The sequence below is a fragment of the Saccharomonospora iraqiensis subsp. paurometabolica YIM 90007 genome, assembly GCF_000231035.2.
Classification (GTDB): Bacteria; Actinomycetota; Actinomycetes; order Mycobacteriales; family Pseudonocardiaceae; genus Saccharomonospora; species Saccharomonospora paurometabolica.
The window spans coordinates 140,508-155,652 of the sequence record NZ_KI912238.1 but is presented as its reverse complement, the minus strand read 5'-3'; the positions used below and the strand labels follow the sequence as shown (position 1 = coordinate 155,652).

9 protein-coding genes and 1 pseudogene are annotated in these 15,145 nt (G+C 71.4%); all 10 read left to right on the top strand.

The window, feature by feature from the left end; all coding sequences use genetic code 11:
• The first annotated feature begins 9 nt into the window (after positions 1-9).
• Entirely contained in the window at positions 10-720 is a 711-nt protein-coding gene (locus SACPADRAFT_RS0212930; RefSeq protein WP_154663808.1) for a lysophospholipid acyltransferase family protein, read from the top strand.
• 18 nt (positions 721-738) lie between these two features.
• On the top strand, positions 739-2,139 hold the full coding sequence (gene lpdA, locus SACPADRAFT_RS0212925) for a dihydrolipoyl dehydrogenase (protein WP_007024488.1): 1,401 nt from the start codon (positions 739-741) through the stop codon (positions 2,137-2,139).
• A 324-nt stretch (positions 2,140-2,463) separates the two neighbouring features.
• Positions 2,464-3,951, top strand: a complete 1,488-nt coding sequence (locus SACPADRAFT_RS0212920; RefSeq protein WP_007024487.1) for an ArnT family glycosyltransferase — start codon at positions 2,464-2,466, stop codon at positions 3,949-3,951.
• A gap of 197 nt (positions 3,952-4,148) precedes the next feature.
• Positions 4,149-5,636: a sugar ABC transporter ATP-binding protein gene (locus tag SACPADRAFT_RS0212915; protein WP_028662436.1), complete on the top strand. Its 1,488-nt coding sequence runs from the start codon at positions 4,149-4,151 to the stop codon at positions 5,634-5,636.
• On the top strand, positions 5,633-6,715 hold the full coding sequence (locus tag SACPADRAFT_RS0212910; RefSeq protein WP_007024485.1) for an ABC transporter permease: 1,083 nt from the start codon (positions 5,633-5,635) through the stop codon (positions 6,713-6,715). The genes SACPADRAFT_RS0212915 and SACPADRAFT_RS0212910 overlap by 4 nt, the downstream gene beginning before the upstream one ends.
• Positions 6,712-7,764 carry a substrate-binding domain-containing protein gene (locus tag SACPADRAFT_RS0212905; RefSeq protein WP_007024484.1) on the top strand — a complete coding sequence of 351 codons (1,053 nt, stop codon included), beginning with the start codon at positions 6,712-6,714 and terminating at the stop codon, positions 7,762-7,764. The genes SACPADRAFT_RS0212910 and SACPADRAFT_RS0212905 overlap by 4 nt, the downstream gene beginning before the upstream one ends.
• Positions 7,761-8,942 carry a Gfo/Idh/MocA family protein gene (locus SACPADRAFT_RS0212900; RefSeq protein WP_007024483.1) on the top strand — a complete coding sequence of 394 codons (1,182 nt, stop codon included), beginning with the start codon at positions 7,761-7,763 and terminating at the stop codon, positions 8,940-8,942. The genes SACPADRAFT_RS0212905 and SACPADRAFT_RS0212900 overlap by 4 nt, the downstream gene beginning before the upstream one ends.
• A 246-nt stretch (positions 8,943-9,188) precedes the next feature.
• A complete protein-coding gene (locus tag SACPADRAFT_RS0212895; protein WP_007024482.1) occupies positions 9,189-13,490 on the top strand; it encodes a ThuA domain-containing protein in 4,302 nt (1,433 codons plus the stop codon).
• A 173-nt stretch (positions 13,491-13,663) separates the two neighbouring features.
• The gene (locus SACPADRAFT_RS0212890) at positions 13,664-14,815 is read left to right on the top strand and encodes an inositol-3-phosphate synthase (protein ID WP_007024481.1); all 1,152 of its coding nucleotides are present in this window, start codon (positions 13,664-13,666) and stop codon (positions 14,813-14,815) included.
• A gap of 110 nt (positions 14,816-14,925) precedes the next feature.
• Positions 14,926-15,145: pseudogene (locus tag SACPADRAFT_RS27460) on the top strand (SCO3242 family prenyltransferase); the annotation flags it as partial.

The following is a 15,145-nucleotide window of genomic DNA, read 5'->3' as shown; positions in this document are numbered from 1 at the left end:
GGGCGTGCCGTGGCCAAGCTGCGCCTGATCGGCCGGTTCCCCCGGCGCGGCCGCGGCTTCTGGTACGGCCTGGCGATCGAGGTGATCGCCCCGGTGCTCGCGCTGACCACCCGGTGGCGGCTGCGGGGCCGCAGGCACCTGCCCCGGCGCGGGGGCGTGCTCGTGGCGAGCAACCACCTCTCCTACGCCGATCCGATCGCGGTGACGCTGTTCGGCCTCACCGCGCGGCGGGTCCCGCGCTTCTTCGCGAAGGCGGATCTGTGGACGGTGCCGGTGGTGCGGTCGGTGATGTCCTCGGGCAGGCACCTCCCGGTCCACCGCGGGCGGTCCAGCGCGCTGGACGCCTACCGGCAGGCGGTCGCCTCCGTCCGTGCGGGCGAGTGTGTCGTGGTCTTCCCCGAGGGCACCTTCGGAGATCGGGCCGACGGGTGGCCGAGCGAGGGCAAGACCGGTCTGGCCCGGATGGCCCTGACCACCGGGACGCCCGTGGTCCCGGTCGCCTGCTGGGGCACCCAGCACCTGCTGCCGGTGGGGAGGTCACTGCCACGGGTGGTGCCGCGGCCCACGCTGCACCTCGCCGCCGGACCGCCGGTCGACCTGTCCGACCTGGAGTCCGACCGTCCCGGCGCGGCCCAGCTCCGGGAGGCCACCGACCGGATCATGGCCGCGATCACCGACCTGCTCGCCGAGGTGCGTGACCAACCCCCGCCGGACGCCTGAGGCGGGCATAATCACGGCATGAGCGAACACTTCGACGTCGTGGTGCTGGGCGCGGGCCCCGGCGGCTACACGGCCGCCGTGCGGGCGGCCCAACTCGGGCTGGACACCACCGTCATCGAGGAGCGCTACTGGGGCGGTGTCTGCCTCAACGTCGGATGCATCCCGTCGAAGGCGCTGCTGCGCAACGCCGAGCTGGCGCACCTGTTCACCACGCAGGCGCGGACCTTCGGCATCCACGTCGACGGGGAGGTCACATTCGACTACACGGCCGCCTACCAGCGCAGCCGCAAGGCCGCGGACGGTCGGGTCAAGGGCGTGCACTACCTGATGAAGAAGAACGCCATCACCGAGTACAACGGGCGGGGCAGCTTCGTCGACGACACCACGATCGAGGTGCGCGGCACCGACGGTGCGGTGGACACCGTCACCTTCGACCACTGCATCATCGCGGCCGGGGCGACGGCGAAGCTGCTGCCGGGCACCTCGGTCACCGACCGGGTGGTCACCTACGAGGAGCAGATCCTCACCGCGGAGCTGCCGGACGACATCGTGATCTGCGGCGCGGGGGCCGTCGGGGTCGAGTTCGCCTACGTACTGCACAATTACGGGGTCCACGTCACGATCGTCGAGTTCCTCGACCGGCTGGTCCCCGCCGAGGACGAGGAGGTCTCGGCCGAGCTCGCCCGCCGGTACCGCCGGTTGGGCATCGACGTGTTCACCTCCACCCGCGTCGAGTCGATCGACGACACCGGCGAGCGGGTCACGGTCACCGTCTCCGACGGCGACCAGCGGCGGGTGCTGGAGACCGACAAGGTGATGCAGGCGATCGGGTTCCGGCCGACCGTGGAGGGCTACGGTTTGGAGAACACCGGGGTCGCGCTGACCGGACAGGGCGCCATCGAGATCGACGGCCGGTGCCGCACCAGCGTGGGGCACATCTTCGCGATCGGCGACGTGACCGCGAAGCTCATGCTGGCCCACACCGCCGAGTCGCAGGGCCTCGTCGCCGCCGAGACGATCGGCGACGCGGAGACGATGGAACTGGACTACCGCATGATCCCCCGCGCGACCTACTGCCAGCCCCAGGTGGCCAGTTTCGGCCTCTCCGAGGAGCAGGCGCGTGCCGAGGGCCACGACGTGCGGGTGACGAAGTTCCCCTTCACGGCCAACGGCAAGGCGCACGGCCTCGGCGACACCGTCGGCTTCGCGAAGATCCTCAGCGACGCCCGGCACGGTGAGCTGCTCGGGGCGCACCTCATCGGCCCCGAGGTCACCGAGCTGCTGCCGGAGCTCACCCTGGCCCAGCAGTGGGACCTCACCGTGCACGAACTCGCCCGCAACGTGCACGCCCACCCCACCCTCGGCGAGGCGGTCAAGGAAGCCGTCCACGGCCTCGCGGGCCACATGATCAACATGTGACCCCCCACCCATGCCCGCGAGTTGCCGCCCCATGCCCGCGAGTCGACCCTGTGGGAGCGCGAGTTGACCCTTCCGAACAGGGCCGGTGACCCCCCGGTGTCCGGACCGCGTCCCGGTACCGGAGAGGTGCCCGAGGACACCGAGCCCCGACCCGTGGGCACGGAACATCGGGGCGCCGACACCGAGCGGCAACTCCCGGGCACCGAGCGGCAACTCCCGGGCACCGAGCGTCGACTCGCGGGTACCGAGCGTCGACTCGCGGGCACGGGGCGGCGACTCGCGGGTGGTGGGGGGACGGGGTCGGGGAGGTTAGGGTTCTCCGGCATGGCCGTACCGCAGTTCGCCCGGGTGCCGGTGTGGGCGATCGCGGGTGCGGCGATGGCGGTGCTGCTGGCCTTCGCCGGGCGGTACGGCTACCACGGTGACGAGCTGTACTTCCTGGCCGCGGGCAGACACCTGGACTGGGGATACGCCGATCAGCCGCCGCTGCTGCCGCTGCTGGCCCGGGCGATGGACACCCTGTTCCCCGGTTCGGTGGTGGGCCTGCGGCTGCCCGCCGTCCTGCTGACCGGGCTCGGCATCGTCGTGGCCGGGCTGACCGCGCGCGAGTTCGGCGGCGGTCCGCGCGCCCAGGCGATGGCGGCCGGCGCCTACGCCTGCTCCCCGTTCCTGCTGGCCGGGGCGGGCCACATCCTCGCCACCCACATGGTCGACGTGTTCCTCTGGACGGTCGTCGTCTGGCTGCTCGTGCGCTGGGTGCGCCTGCGGGACGACCGGCTGCTGCTCGTCGCGGGTGTGGTCACGGCGATCGACCTGCAGGTCAAGTTCCTCATTCCGGTGTTCTGGATCGCGGTGGCGGCCTCGGTGTTCCTGGTGGGGCCGCGTGCGCTGCTGCGCAGGCCGCTGCTGTGGGTCGGCGCCGCGGTGGCGGTGGCCGTCTCGGTGCCCACGCTGATCTGGCAGGCCCGGCACGGGTGGCCGCAGGTGGAGATGAACCGCATCGTCGCCGACGAGGTGTCCTACGCCGGGGGTAGGTTGACCTTCCTGCCGATGGCGTTGGAGCAGGCCGGGATCGGCGTCGGTGCGGTGCTGGTGGTGCTCGGCACCTGGTGGCTGCTGCGGGACCCGGAGCTGCGCGCGTACCGGTTCCTCGGCATCACCGTGCTCGTCGTCACGGCCGTGTTCTGGCTCACCGAGGGCAGGCCGTACTACGTGGGCGGACTGTTCGCGCTGTGCTTCGCGGTCGCGGCGACCCGGCTGGACCGGATGTTCACCCACCTGCGGCCGGTGCAGTGGAAACCGGTGGTCGCGGGGGCCTACGCCGTCTCCGCCGCGGTGGCGATCAGCTGGCTGCCGGTCCAACCGATCTCGGCCTACGCGGGCGAGCCCTACAGCCCGATGAACATGGAGCTGGAGGAGTTCGGCTGGCCGCAGGTGGCCGACGACGTGGCCGGTGCCTACCACTCGCTGCCGCCGGACACACGGGCGGCGACCGCGATCGTCACCGAGACCTACTGGCAGGCCGCCGCCGTCGAACACTTCCGGCCGGACCTGCCCCGGCCCTACAGCGGCAGCCGGGGGTTCCACTACTTCGGCAGCCCCCCGGAGTCCGCGGGCGCGACCCTGTTCGTCGGGTCCGACCGCGAGCGGCTGAGCCGTTATTTCGAGGAGCTGCGCCTGCTCCGCCGGATCGACAACGGACGCGCGGTCAACAACGGCAACCAGGGCGAGCCGATCTGGCTCGCCGAGGAGCGCACGGCGTCCTGGGAACGGCTGTGGCCGGAGTTCCGGCACATGACCTTCACCTGGTGAGAACCACCCGCTCGTCCCGGTGACCCGCTGGTCACCGTCCTGACCGCGCCCGAAGTCTGCCCCGGCCTGACACTCCTGCCCCTTGACGGGTGGTCCGACTCACCCTACTTTTGCATGCCGAAGAAGAAAGTAGGGCTGACGTGGATATAAGTTCGCACGACGCGAGCCCCGATGCGTCGGACGCCCCCCTGCTGGAGATGCGGGGGATCGTGAAGCGCTTCCCCGGGGTGCGCGCACTGGACGGTGTGGATCTCGAGGTCCGGCCGGGTGAGGTGCACTGCCTGCTCGGGCAGAACGGCGCGGGCAAGTCGACCCTGATCAAGACGCTCTCCGGGGCGCACCAGCCGGACGCCGGCGAGATCGTGTGGCGGGGCGGGGCCGTTGCCCTGCCGTCCCCGGTGGCCGCGCTCCGGCACGGCATCGCGACCATGTACCAGGAGCTCGACCTGGTCCCGGGCCTGTCGGTGGCCGAGAACGTCTTCCTCGGCCACGAGCGGTCCCGGCACGGTTTCCTCCGCCGCGCCGCCGCCCGCGCGGAGACGGCCGCGCTGCTCGACCGCCTGGGCCACGGTGAGATCGGCCCGGACGACGAGGTCGGTGACCTCCCGGCCGCGGGGCAACAGCTGGTGTCCATGGCCCGGGCACTCGCGCACGACGCGCGCCTGCTCGTGGCGGACGAACCGACGGCCGCCCTCGCCGCCGACGAGGTGGACAACCTCTTCCGCATCCTCGGTGAGCTGACCGACCAGGGTGTCGCCGTCGTCTACATCTCGCACCGCCTGGAGGAGATCCGCCGGATCGGCGACCGGGTCACCGTGCTCAAGGACGGGCGCACGGTGGCCACCGGCCTCGACGCGGAGGAACACACGACGTCCGAACTGGTCGATCTGATGGCGGGTCGTGCGGTGCGGACCGCGTCCCGTGGGACGGAGCGGGAGCCGGGCGCCCACGGCGACGTCCTGCTGGAGGTCGCCGGTCTCGCACGGCGCGGTGAGTTCGACGACGTGTCGTTCCGGGTGCGTGCGGGCGAGGTCGTCGGATTGGCGGGCCTCATGGGGTCGGGCCGCAGCGAGATCCTGGAGACCGTCTTCGGTGCCCGCAGGCCCGACCGCGGCACGGTCTCCGTCGCGGGGACCCGGCTGCGTCCCGGCAGTGTGGCCTCCGCCGTGGCCGCGGGTGTGGGGCTGGCGCCCGAGGAGCGCAAGAGCCAGGCGCTGCTGTCCGACATGTCGGTGGCCGACAACGTGACGCTGGCCAGCCTGCCCGCCTACAGCAGATTCGGCTTCTCCCTGCCGGGGGCCGAGACCGCCGTGACGGCGTCCACGTTGGAGCGCCTCGACCTCCGGCCCGCCGATCCGCACCGGCAGGCCCGCACGCTCTCCGGCGGGAACCAGCAGAAGGTGGTGCTGGCGCGGTGGCTGGTCCGGGGCTGCCGGGTGCTGCTGCTGGACGAACCGACGCGGGGCGTGGACGCCGGGGCGCGCGCCGAGTTGTACCGGCTGATCCACGAACTCGCCGCCGAGGGGGTGGCCGTGGTGGTCGTCTCCAGCGAGATCCCCGAGGTACTCGCCCTGGCCGACCGGGTGCTGGTGCTGCGGGAGGGCCGGGTACTGGCCGAGCGCCCCGCCGACACGACGAGCGAGGCCGACGTGCTCGACATGGTGATGGAAGGGAGTACGGCGTGACCGAGACCCTGGACCGTCCCCCCGTGCGGCGGGCAGGCACGGGCGGACGGCCTCGACGGCGCATGGTGGACGTGCGGCTGCTGGGGCTGACCGGTGTGCTGGTGCTGCTGTGCGTGGTCGGCGTGGTGACCAACCCGGACACCTTCTTCACCGGGGCGAACCTGTCCACGATGCTGCGGGCGTCCGCGCCGATCGGCGTGGTCGCCGTCGGGATGACCTTCGTGATCCTCGCGGGCGGGATCGACCTGTCCGTCGGCTCGATCGCCGCCCTGGCGAGTGTGTGGGCCACCACCGTGGCGACCCAGTCGTACGGGCCCGCGGTCATGGTGGTCTGCGCCCTGCTGGTGGGCCTGGGCACCGGTCTGGTGAACGGTGTGCTGATCTCCTACGGCAAGGTCGTGCCGTTCATCATGACGCTGGCGATGATGGCCTCGGCGCGCGGTCTGGCCGAGCGGATCAGCGGGCGGCAGACGCAGGTCGTCACCGGAACGGGGTTCACCGACTTCTTCGGCGCGTCGCTGCTCGGAATCCCGGTCCTGGTGTGGATGCTGGCCGGGGTGTTCGTCGTCGGATGGGTCGTGCTCAACCGCACCACCTTCGGCAGACGCACGTTCGCCATCGGGGGCAACGCCGAGGCGGCGCGGTTGTCCGGGATCAACGTCCGGCGACACACCGCCCTGGTGTACGGCATCAGCGGGCTGTGTTGCGGGATCGCCGCGGTCATGGTGATCTCGCGCACGAACTCCGGGGCGTCCACCGTCGGTCTGCTCTGGGAACTCGACGCGATCGCCGCGGTCGTCATCGGGGGCACGCTGCTGACCGGGGGACGCGGCAGTCTGATCGGGACGCTCGTCGGCGTTTTGATCTTCACGGTGCTCAGCAACGTGTTCACCCAGAACAACCTGGACACCGACATCCAGAGCATCGTCAAGGGCGCGATCATCGTCGCCGCCGTGCTGTTGCAGAACACGACCCTCGGGCGCCGGGGCGCGGGGAAGGCGGCGGAACCACCACCGGAACCACCCGAACAGGAGTCCTCCGACGATCCGGCAACTCGACCCACCGGGAGTACGACATGATCCGAAACAACGTCGCCCGCCGCGGATTCTTGCTCTCCGCCGCGGGGGTCGGGGCGGGTGCGGTCCTCGCGGGCTGCACCTCCAACGAACGGTCCGCGGACGGCGAGCAGCAACCGGCCGGTGACCGTGCCGACAACACCGAGCCGGGCCCACCGGTGACCATCGGCTTCTCCGCACCCGCCGCCGACCACGGCTGGATGGCCGCCATGACGATCAACGCACGGGAGTCGGCGGGCCGCTACTCCGACGTCACCCTGGAGGCCACCGAGGGCACCAACGACGTCAACCAGCAGATCGCCCAGGTCGAATCGCTCATCAACAACGACGTGGACGTGCTGGTGGTCCTCCCGTTCGACGGCAAGGCGCTCACGCCCGTGGGACGCAGGGCCATGGACCGCGGCATCCCGGTGATCAATGTGGACCGGGTCTTCGACACGCCGCTGGCGTACCGGACGTGGATCGGCGGGGACAACTACCGGATGGGCGTCAACGCGGGCAACTACATCGCCGAGCGCCTCAAGGCCGACAACGTGCGCGACCCGGTGATCGGTGAGGTCGCCGGGATCGACTCCCTGCCGCTCACCCAGCAGCGCAGCAAGGGCTTCGCCGATGCGCTGACCACGCACGGCTTCCGGGTGGGGCCGCGGGTCGCCGCGGAGTTCACCCCGCAGACCGGTCAGGAGCAGACGGCGAACCTGTTGCAGAGCGCACCGGATCTGGACGCGCTGTGGAACCACGACGACGACCAGGGGATCGGGGTGGTGGCCGCGATCGAGGCCGCGGGCCGGGACGACTTCTTCCTCGTCGGTGGCGCGGGATCGCGCAACATGATGGATCTGATCAAGGCCGACTCCGGGCCGGTCAAGGCCACCGTACTGTACAGCCCGTCGATGGCCTCGTCGGCGCTGTCGATGGCCCGCCTGCTCGGGCAGAACAAGGGCCTGTCCGACCTCGCCGAGCACGAGATCCCCTCGGAGATCACGACGTACTCGGCGGTCGTGACGAAGGACAATGTGGACTCCTACCTCGACGTTGGGTTCGACTCGTGACACAGCACCTCTCCGCGGCGCGCACCGCGACGCCGACCACACGACCCACGGGCACGCTCGGCGTGGCCATGGTGGGGCACTCCTTCATGGGCGCGGCGCACTCGCACGCCTGGCGCAGCGCCGGACGCTTCTTCGACCTTCCCGTGAGTCCGCGGATGGTGGCCGTCTGCGGACGGGACCCGGACCGCACCGCCGCGGCGGCGGAGCGGTTCGGATGGCACTCGGCGGAGACCGACTGGCGCGCGCTCCTGCGGCGGGACGACGTCGACCTCGTCGACATCTGCACGCCCGGGGACACCCACGCCGAGATCGCCGTGGCCGCGTTGGCCGCGGGCAAACACGTGCTGTGCGAGAAGCCGCTCGCGAACTCGCTCGACGAGGCACGACGGATGTCGGCCGCCGCCGACGAGGCCCGTGCCCGCGGGGTGCACGCCATGGTCGCCTTCAACTACCGCCGGGTCCCCGCGCTGGCGCTGGCCCGGAAACTCGTGTCGGAGGGGCGGCTCGGCGAGCTGCGGCATGTGCGGGCGATGTACCTGCAGGACTGGCTCTCCGACGCGGACTCGCCGATGACCTGGCGGCTGCGCCGGGAACAGGCCGGGTCCGGGGCGCTGGGCGACATCGGGGCGCACGTCGTCGACGCCGCCCAGTTCGTCACCGGGCAGGGGATCGAGGGGGTGTCCGCGCTGACCGAGACCTTCGTCCGGCAACGCCGCTCCGGAACGGGCGGGACCGAACCCGTGACGGTCGACGACTGCGCGGTGTTCACCGCCCGGTTCTCCGGCGGTGCGGTGGGCAGTTTCGAGGCGACCCGGTACGCGCTCGGCCGGAAGAACGCCATGCGGCTGGAGCTGAACGGCTCGCGCGGCAGCCTGTCGTTCGACTTCGAGTCGATGAACGAGTTGTGGTTCCACGACGCCACCGACGATCCGGACACGGCCGGCTTCCGGCGGATCGTGGTCACCGAGCCCACCCACCCCTACCTCGGTGCCTGGTGGCCCCCGGGCCACCTGCTCGGCTACGAACACACCTTCACCCACGAGGTCGTTGACCTGGTCACCGCGCTCGCCACGGACACGCCCCCGGAGCCGGGCTTCGGTGACGGCCTGCGGGTCCAGGGCGTGCTGGAGGCGGTGCAGCACAGCGCGGCCGCGGACTCGGCGTTCGTCCGGGTCTGACCGGCGCACGGACACCCGACACGACGCGGCACCGGGTCGATGTGCCGGAAACGGCACCGGGTCGATGTGCCGGACACGGCACGGGGTCGGCCGTGCCGGGGACGGCGGGACGGGAGGTGGGAGCACACCGGGTACGGACGGCACGACGGGTTGGCAGGCTGACGGGAGTAGGTACCAGTGCAACGAAGCAGCAGTACCGGGAACAGACGCACGGCCCCACGCCGCGGACGGCGGATCGGGGCGGCGATGCTCGCGCTCGGCACCGTTCTGGGCGGGTCGGGCACGGCACTCGCCGCCCCGGCCGACGGTGCACCCGAGCGCGCGGCCACGGCACAGGAGGCGAGCGTGCTCGTCTTCTCCAAGACGGCGGGGTACCGGCACGGCTCGATCCCCACGGGGATCGCGGCGATCGAGAATCTGGGCGCGGAACACGGGTTCGCGGTGGACGCCACCGAGGACGCGACCGCCTTCACCGACGACAACCTCGACAACTACGACGCGGTGGTGTGGCTGTCCACCACGGGCGACGTACTCGACGCCGACCAGCAGGCGGCGTTCGAACGCTACGTCGCCGACGGCGGCGGGTACGCCGGTGTGCACGCGGCCTCGGACACCGAGTATGACTGGCCGTGGTACGGCGACCTGGTGGGTGCCTGGTTCGATTCCCACCCGCACATCCAGGAAGCGACCACCCTCGTCGAGGACCGCGACCATCCGTCCACAGCGGATCTGCCGGAGCAGTGGACCCGCACCGACGAGTGGTACAACTACCGGGAGAACCCGCGACAGGACGTGCGGGTGCTGGCCGCCCTCGACGAGAGCAGCTACGACCCCGGCACGGGCGCGATGGGCGACGATCACCCGATCGCGTGGTGCCACGAGAACCAGGGCGGACGCGCCTGGTACACCGGCGGGGGACACACCGAGGCGTCCTACGACGAACCCGCGTTCCTCGGCCACCTGGCGGGCGGCATCCGCTACGCCGCCGGACTCGCCGACGCGGACTGTTCCACCTCCGGCGACCCGGGTGGGGAGCCGGCCGACGACGACTTCGACCAGATCACCCTCGCGCAGGGCGCCGACTCCACCGGGGAACCGATGGCCCTGAGTGTCCTGCCGGACCGCCGGGTGCTGCACACCTCGCGCGACGGCCGGGTGTTCCTGACGACACCGGAGGGCCGCACCTCGCTGGCGGCCGAACTCGACGTCTACAACCACGACGAGGACGGGTTGCAGGGCATCGCCATCGACCCGGACTTCGCGACGAACCGGTGGGTGTACCTGTACTACGCGCCCCCGCTGGACACCCCGTCCGGGGACGCGCCGGAGACCGGCACCGCCGAGGACTTCGCGCCGTTCGAGGGGCACAACCAGTTGTCCCGCTTCAAGTTGACCGACGCCGGAACGTTGAATCTGACCAGTGAACAGCAGATCATGCGGGTCGAGGCCGACCGGGGCATCTGCTGCCACGCGGGCGGCGAGATCGACTTCGACGCGGACGGGAACCTGTTGCTGTCCACCGGCGACGACACGAACCCGTTCGCCTCGGACGGCTACAGCCCGCTCGACGAACGCGCCGACCGCAATCCCGCGTTCGACGCCCAGCGCAGCGCGGCCAACACCAACGACCTGCGCGGGAAACTGCTGCGGATCAGCGTGGGCGAGGACGGCAGCTACACGATCCCCGAGGGCAACCTGTTCGAACCGGGTACGGACAACACCCGCCCGGAGATCTACGCGATGGGCTTGCGCAACCCGTTCCGGTTCGCCGTCGACCACGAGACCGGCTGGATCCATCTGGGTGACTACGGACCGGACGCCGGGTCGGCGGACCCGGAGCGCGGACCCGCGGGCACGGTGGAGTTCAATTTGATCACCGGGCCCGGCAACTACGGGTGGCCCTACTGCGTCGGGGACAACCAGGCCTACCACGACTACGACTTCGCCTCCGGTGAGTCGGGTGCCGAGTTCGACTGCGCGGCCCCGCGGAACGACAGCCCGAACAACACCGGCCGCACCGAACTGCCGCCCGCGCAGCCCGCGTGGATCCCGTACGACGGCGGCTCGGTGCCGGAGTTCGGCGACGGCGGGGAGTCGCCGATGGGCGGGCCCGTCTACAACTTCGACCCGGAGCTCGACTCGGTCACGAAGTTCCCCGAGTTCTACGACGGGAAGAACTTCGCCTACGAGTGGGACCGGGGCTGGATCAACACCATCGAGGTCGGACCGGACGGACAGCCGGGAGCGATCGAGCCGTTCTTCTCCTCGATGGAGCTGACCCGGCCGATGAACATCGAGTTCGGCCCGGACGGGTCGCTGTACGTGCTCGACTACGGCAGCGGCTACTTCGGTGGCGCGCCGGACTCGGCCGTGTACCGGATCGACTACACCAAGGGCAACCGCACCCCGGAGGTGTCCCTGTCGGCGGAGAACACCTCCGGGCAGGCGCCGCTGGAGGTCGCCTTCGACCCGTCCGGTACCGGCGATCCGGACGGGGGACAGTTGTCCTACGCCTGGGACTTCGACGGGGACGGGGAGACCGACTCCACCGAGGCGGGCCCGGTGACGCACACCTACGCTGACAACGGGCAGTACACGGCGCGGTTGGCGGTCACCGACGGGACCGGGCTCACCGGCTCGGCGAGCGTGGTCGTCACCGTCGGCAACACCGAACCGTCCGTGACGCTGGAGACACCGGCCCAGGGTGGATTCTTCGGGTTCGGTGACGAGGTGCCGTTCGAGGTGTCGGTGACCGACCCGGAGGACGGGGAGATCGACTGTTCCCGGGTCCACGTCGAGTACGTCCTCGGCCATGACCGGCACGGGCACCCGCTGTCCGAGGCCTCCGGGTGTTCCGGCGTGATCGAGACACCCGCGGACGAGGGACACGGACTCGACGCCGACATCTTCGGGGTGCTCAACGTCAGCTACACCGACACCGGCGGGGCCGGGGAGGTTCCCCCGCTGACCGGCTCGGACGAGGTGGTGCTGCAACCGAAGGTGAAGCAGGCCGAGTTCTTCGACGCCCACGAGGGCGTCGAGGTCGTCGCCGCGGACGGCGCCCGGGGCGGGCAGCGGGTCGGCTACATCGACGACGGGGACTGGATCCAGATCGATCCGGCGAACCTCACCGGGGTCGACGCCGTCGGCTACCGCGTGTCCTCCGGCGGACCGGGCGGCACCATTGAACTGCGGCACGGCACCGTGGACGGCCCGGTGGTGCACACCACCGAGGTGCCGAACACCGGTGGTTACGAGAACTACGTCGACCTCGATCCCGTCCCGGTCACTGATCCGGGTGATACCGCGCCGCTGTACCTGGTGTTCCGCGGCACCGGGACCGGAGGATTGTTCGACGTGGACGAGTTGCGGTTCACCGGCGACGGCGTGTCCGCGCCGGAGGCCCCGCCGGAGTGCGAACCCACGGCCCCGGATGAGGGCTACCGGATGCTCTTCGACGGGACGGCGGGCAGTCTCGACGGCTGGCGGCAGTCCGGCCCCGGTTCGTTCGAGCACACCGGCGACTGCACGGTGCGCACGGTCGGCGGGATGGGGCTGCTCTGGCACGAGCAGGAGTTCGGCGCCTACAGCCTCAAGCTGGATTGGAAGATGGCCGGAGACGACAACTCCGGCGTGTTCGTCGGCTTCCCGGATCCGGGCGACGACCCGTGGGTGGCCGTGAACGAGGGTTACGAGATCCAGATCGACCCCTCGGACGCACCGGAGAACACGACCGGGGCCATCTACGACTTCCAGGCGGCCGACATCGAGGCCCGCGACGCCGCGCTCAACCCGCCGGGGGAGTGGAACTCCTACGAGATCGTGGTCCGTGGTCAGCGGATCGAGGTGTTGCTCAACGGCACGCTGATCAACGATTTCGTCAGCACCGACCCGGAGCGGGACCTCACCCGGGGCTACGTGGGGCTGCAGAACCACGGTGACGTTGACGACGTGTGGTTCCGCGACGTGCAGATCCGCGAGCTCGACGGGACTCCGCCGACCGTGTCGGTCGACGGGGTCGCGGACGGGGCCGTCTACGGGGACGCCACGGACCTGACGCCGACGTGGCGGGTGCACGACGACTCCGGTGTGGCCGAGCGGTCGGCGACCCTCGACGGCGAGCCGATCGAATCGGGAACGACCGTGCCGCTGCACACCCTGCCGCTCGGCGAGCACACGCTCACCGTGTCCGCCACCGACGAAGCGGGCAACACCACCGAGCACTCGGTCGGGTTCACCACGACGACCTCGCTCGATGACCTCGATGCGCTGCTGACCCGGTTCGGCGACGCCGGGCGCCTGGAACAGGGCGAGTCGGCGCCGCTGCGGGCGCACCTGGACCGGGCCCGTCGGGCCGTCGGTGAGGGTGCCGAGGGCGCCGAGGGCGCCGACGGCGAGGGTACCGAGCGGGCGGTGCGTGCCCTGCGGACGTTCGTCGAGACGGCCGGACGGGTCGGCGACGAGGGGGTGCGGGACACGCTGGTGCGCGACGGTGAGGCCGTCGTCGGGCATCTCGACGGCAGCGCGCCGTTGCCGCCGGCCTCCTGACGGGAGCGCGGTGGGTGGCCGTCGTCCGACGGCGGCCACCCACCGCGGACCCCGGTCGGCCAGCGCGTCGGACCGACCGGACCCGGGTGGATCGTGAGAAGGTCTGACCCCGGCGGCACGCGGTGCGCCGCGTCCCGCCGTGACAAGTACACAGGAACTGAGGTTGGTGCATCATGGCGCCCACAGGGTTGTGGTTGATCGGTGCGCGCGGTTCGGTCGCCACCACGGCGATCGTGGGACTGCTCGCACTGCGTGCCGGACTGGTCGACCCGGTCGGCTGTGTCAGCGCCCGACAGGACTTCGCCGCGGTGCCGCTGCCGGACTGGGACGAGATCCGGATCGGCGGGCACGACGTGGTCGACACCCCGGTGGAGAAGCGGGCGGAGCAGCTCACCGAGTCGGGGCTGATCCCGCACCGGGTGTTCGCGACGGTCCGCTCCGGTCTGTCCGCCGTGGACTCCGAGGTGCGGCCCGGGTACCACCCCGCGACCCATGCCGGCAGCCAGGCCGACGCGGCAGCGAGACTCGCGGACGAGATCACCGCGTTCGCCCGGCGGCACGGACTCGCCCGCGTCGTGGTGCTCAACGTCTCGTCCACCGAACCGGTGTTCCCGGCGCTGGCCGAACACGACACGCTCGACGCGCTGGAACCCGCGCTGGCGGAGCCGACGCGGACGGTCCTGCCGCCGAGCTCGGTGGCTGCCTACGCCGCCCTGCGCGCGGGGTGCCCGTTCGTCGACTTCACGCCGTCCACCGGTGTCCGGCTGCCCGCGCTGGCGGAGCTCGCGCGTCGGGAGGGCCTGCCGTACGCGGGCTCGGACGGCAAGACCGGGCAGACCCTGCTGCGCAGCACGCTGGCCCCGCTGTTCACCACCCGGGGGCTGCGGGTGCGGTCGTGGGCGGGCACCAACCTCCTCGGCGGCGGGGACGGGCAGACCCTCGCCGACGCCGACCACGCGGGCAGCAAGCTGGCGTCGAAGGGCCGCGGACTGGCCGCGATGCTCGACGACGCCGACGTGTCCGCCCCGCTGCACATCGACAACGTGCCGGACCTCGGGGAACAGAAGATCGCCTGGGACCACGTGTCGTTCGAGGGGTTCCTCGGGGCGCGGATGAGTCTCCAGCTCACCTGGAGCGGCTACGACTCCTCCCTGGCCGCCCCGCTGGTGCTGGACCTCGCCCGGTTCACCGCGGCGGCCCACACCGCCCACCACGCGGGCCCCCTGGCCGAGTTGGCCTTCTTCTTCAAGGACCCCCTCGGCACCGACGAACACCGCCTCGCCACCCAGTTCACCACCCTCCGCGACTGGGCGGGATCCCTGTGATCGCCCGGCCGGGTGTTGTCGTGAGGGGCACATTCCCTGCGTCACACGCAGCGAATGTGCCCCTCACCGCGCCACACGCAGGAAAGGTGCCCTTCACGGCACCACCCCGGGTGACCGACCTCGTGGAGTTGGTGCGGGGGCCGGCGGCGTTGAGTGTGGTGGGGGACAGTGTCGCGGGGGCGGTGGCGGCGGGTGCGCCGCTGCGGGGGCGGCGGTGCGTGCTGCCGCTCGCGTCGGTGGCGTTGCACTGGGCCGGGATGGCGGTCAACGACTGGGCCGACCGGGAGCTGGACGCGGTCGAACGTCCGGAGCGGCCGGTCCCCTCCGGGC

What these genes read in the sequence shown, in the direction of transcription:
- lpdA (WP_007024488.1), top strand. Translation starts at nt 739, where the DNA reads ATGAGCGAACACTTCGACGTCGTGGTGCTGGGCGCGGGCCCCGGCGGC.
- SACPADRAFT_RS0212920 (WP_007024487.1), top strand. Translation starts at nt 2,464, where the DNA reads ATGGCCGTACCGCAGTTCGCCCGGGTGCCGGTGTGGGCGATCGCGGGT.
- SACPADRAFT_RS0212915 (WP_028662436.1), top strand. Translation starts at nt 4,149, where the DNA reads ATGCGGGGGATCGTGAAGCGCTTCCCCGGGGTGCGCGCACTGGACGGT.
- SACPADRAFT_RS0212905 (WP_007024484.1), top strand. Translation starts at nt 6,712, where the DNA reads ATGATCCGAAACAACGTCGCCCGCCGCGGATTCTTGCTCTCCGCCGCG.
- SACPADRAFT_RS0212895 (WP_007024482.1), top strand. Translation starts at nt 9,189, where the DNA reads ATGCTCGCGCTCGGCACCGTTCTGGGCGGGTCGGGCACGGCACTCGCC.
- SACPADRAFT_RS0212890 (WP_007024481.1), top strand. Translation starts at nt 13,664, where the DNA reads ATGGCGCCCACAGGGTTGTGGTTGATCGGTGCGCGCGGTTCGGTCGCC.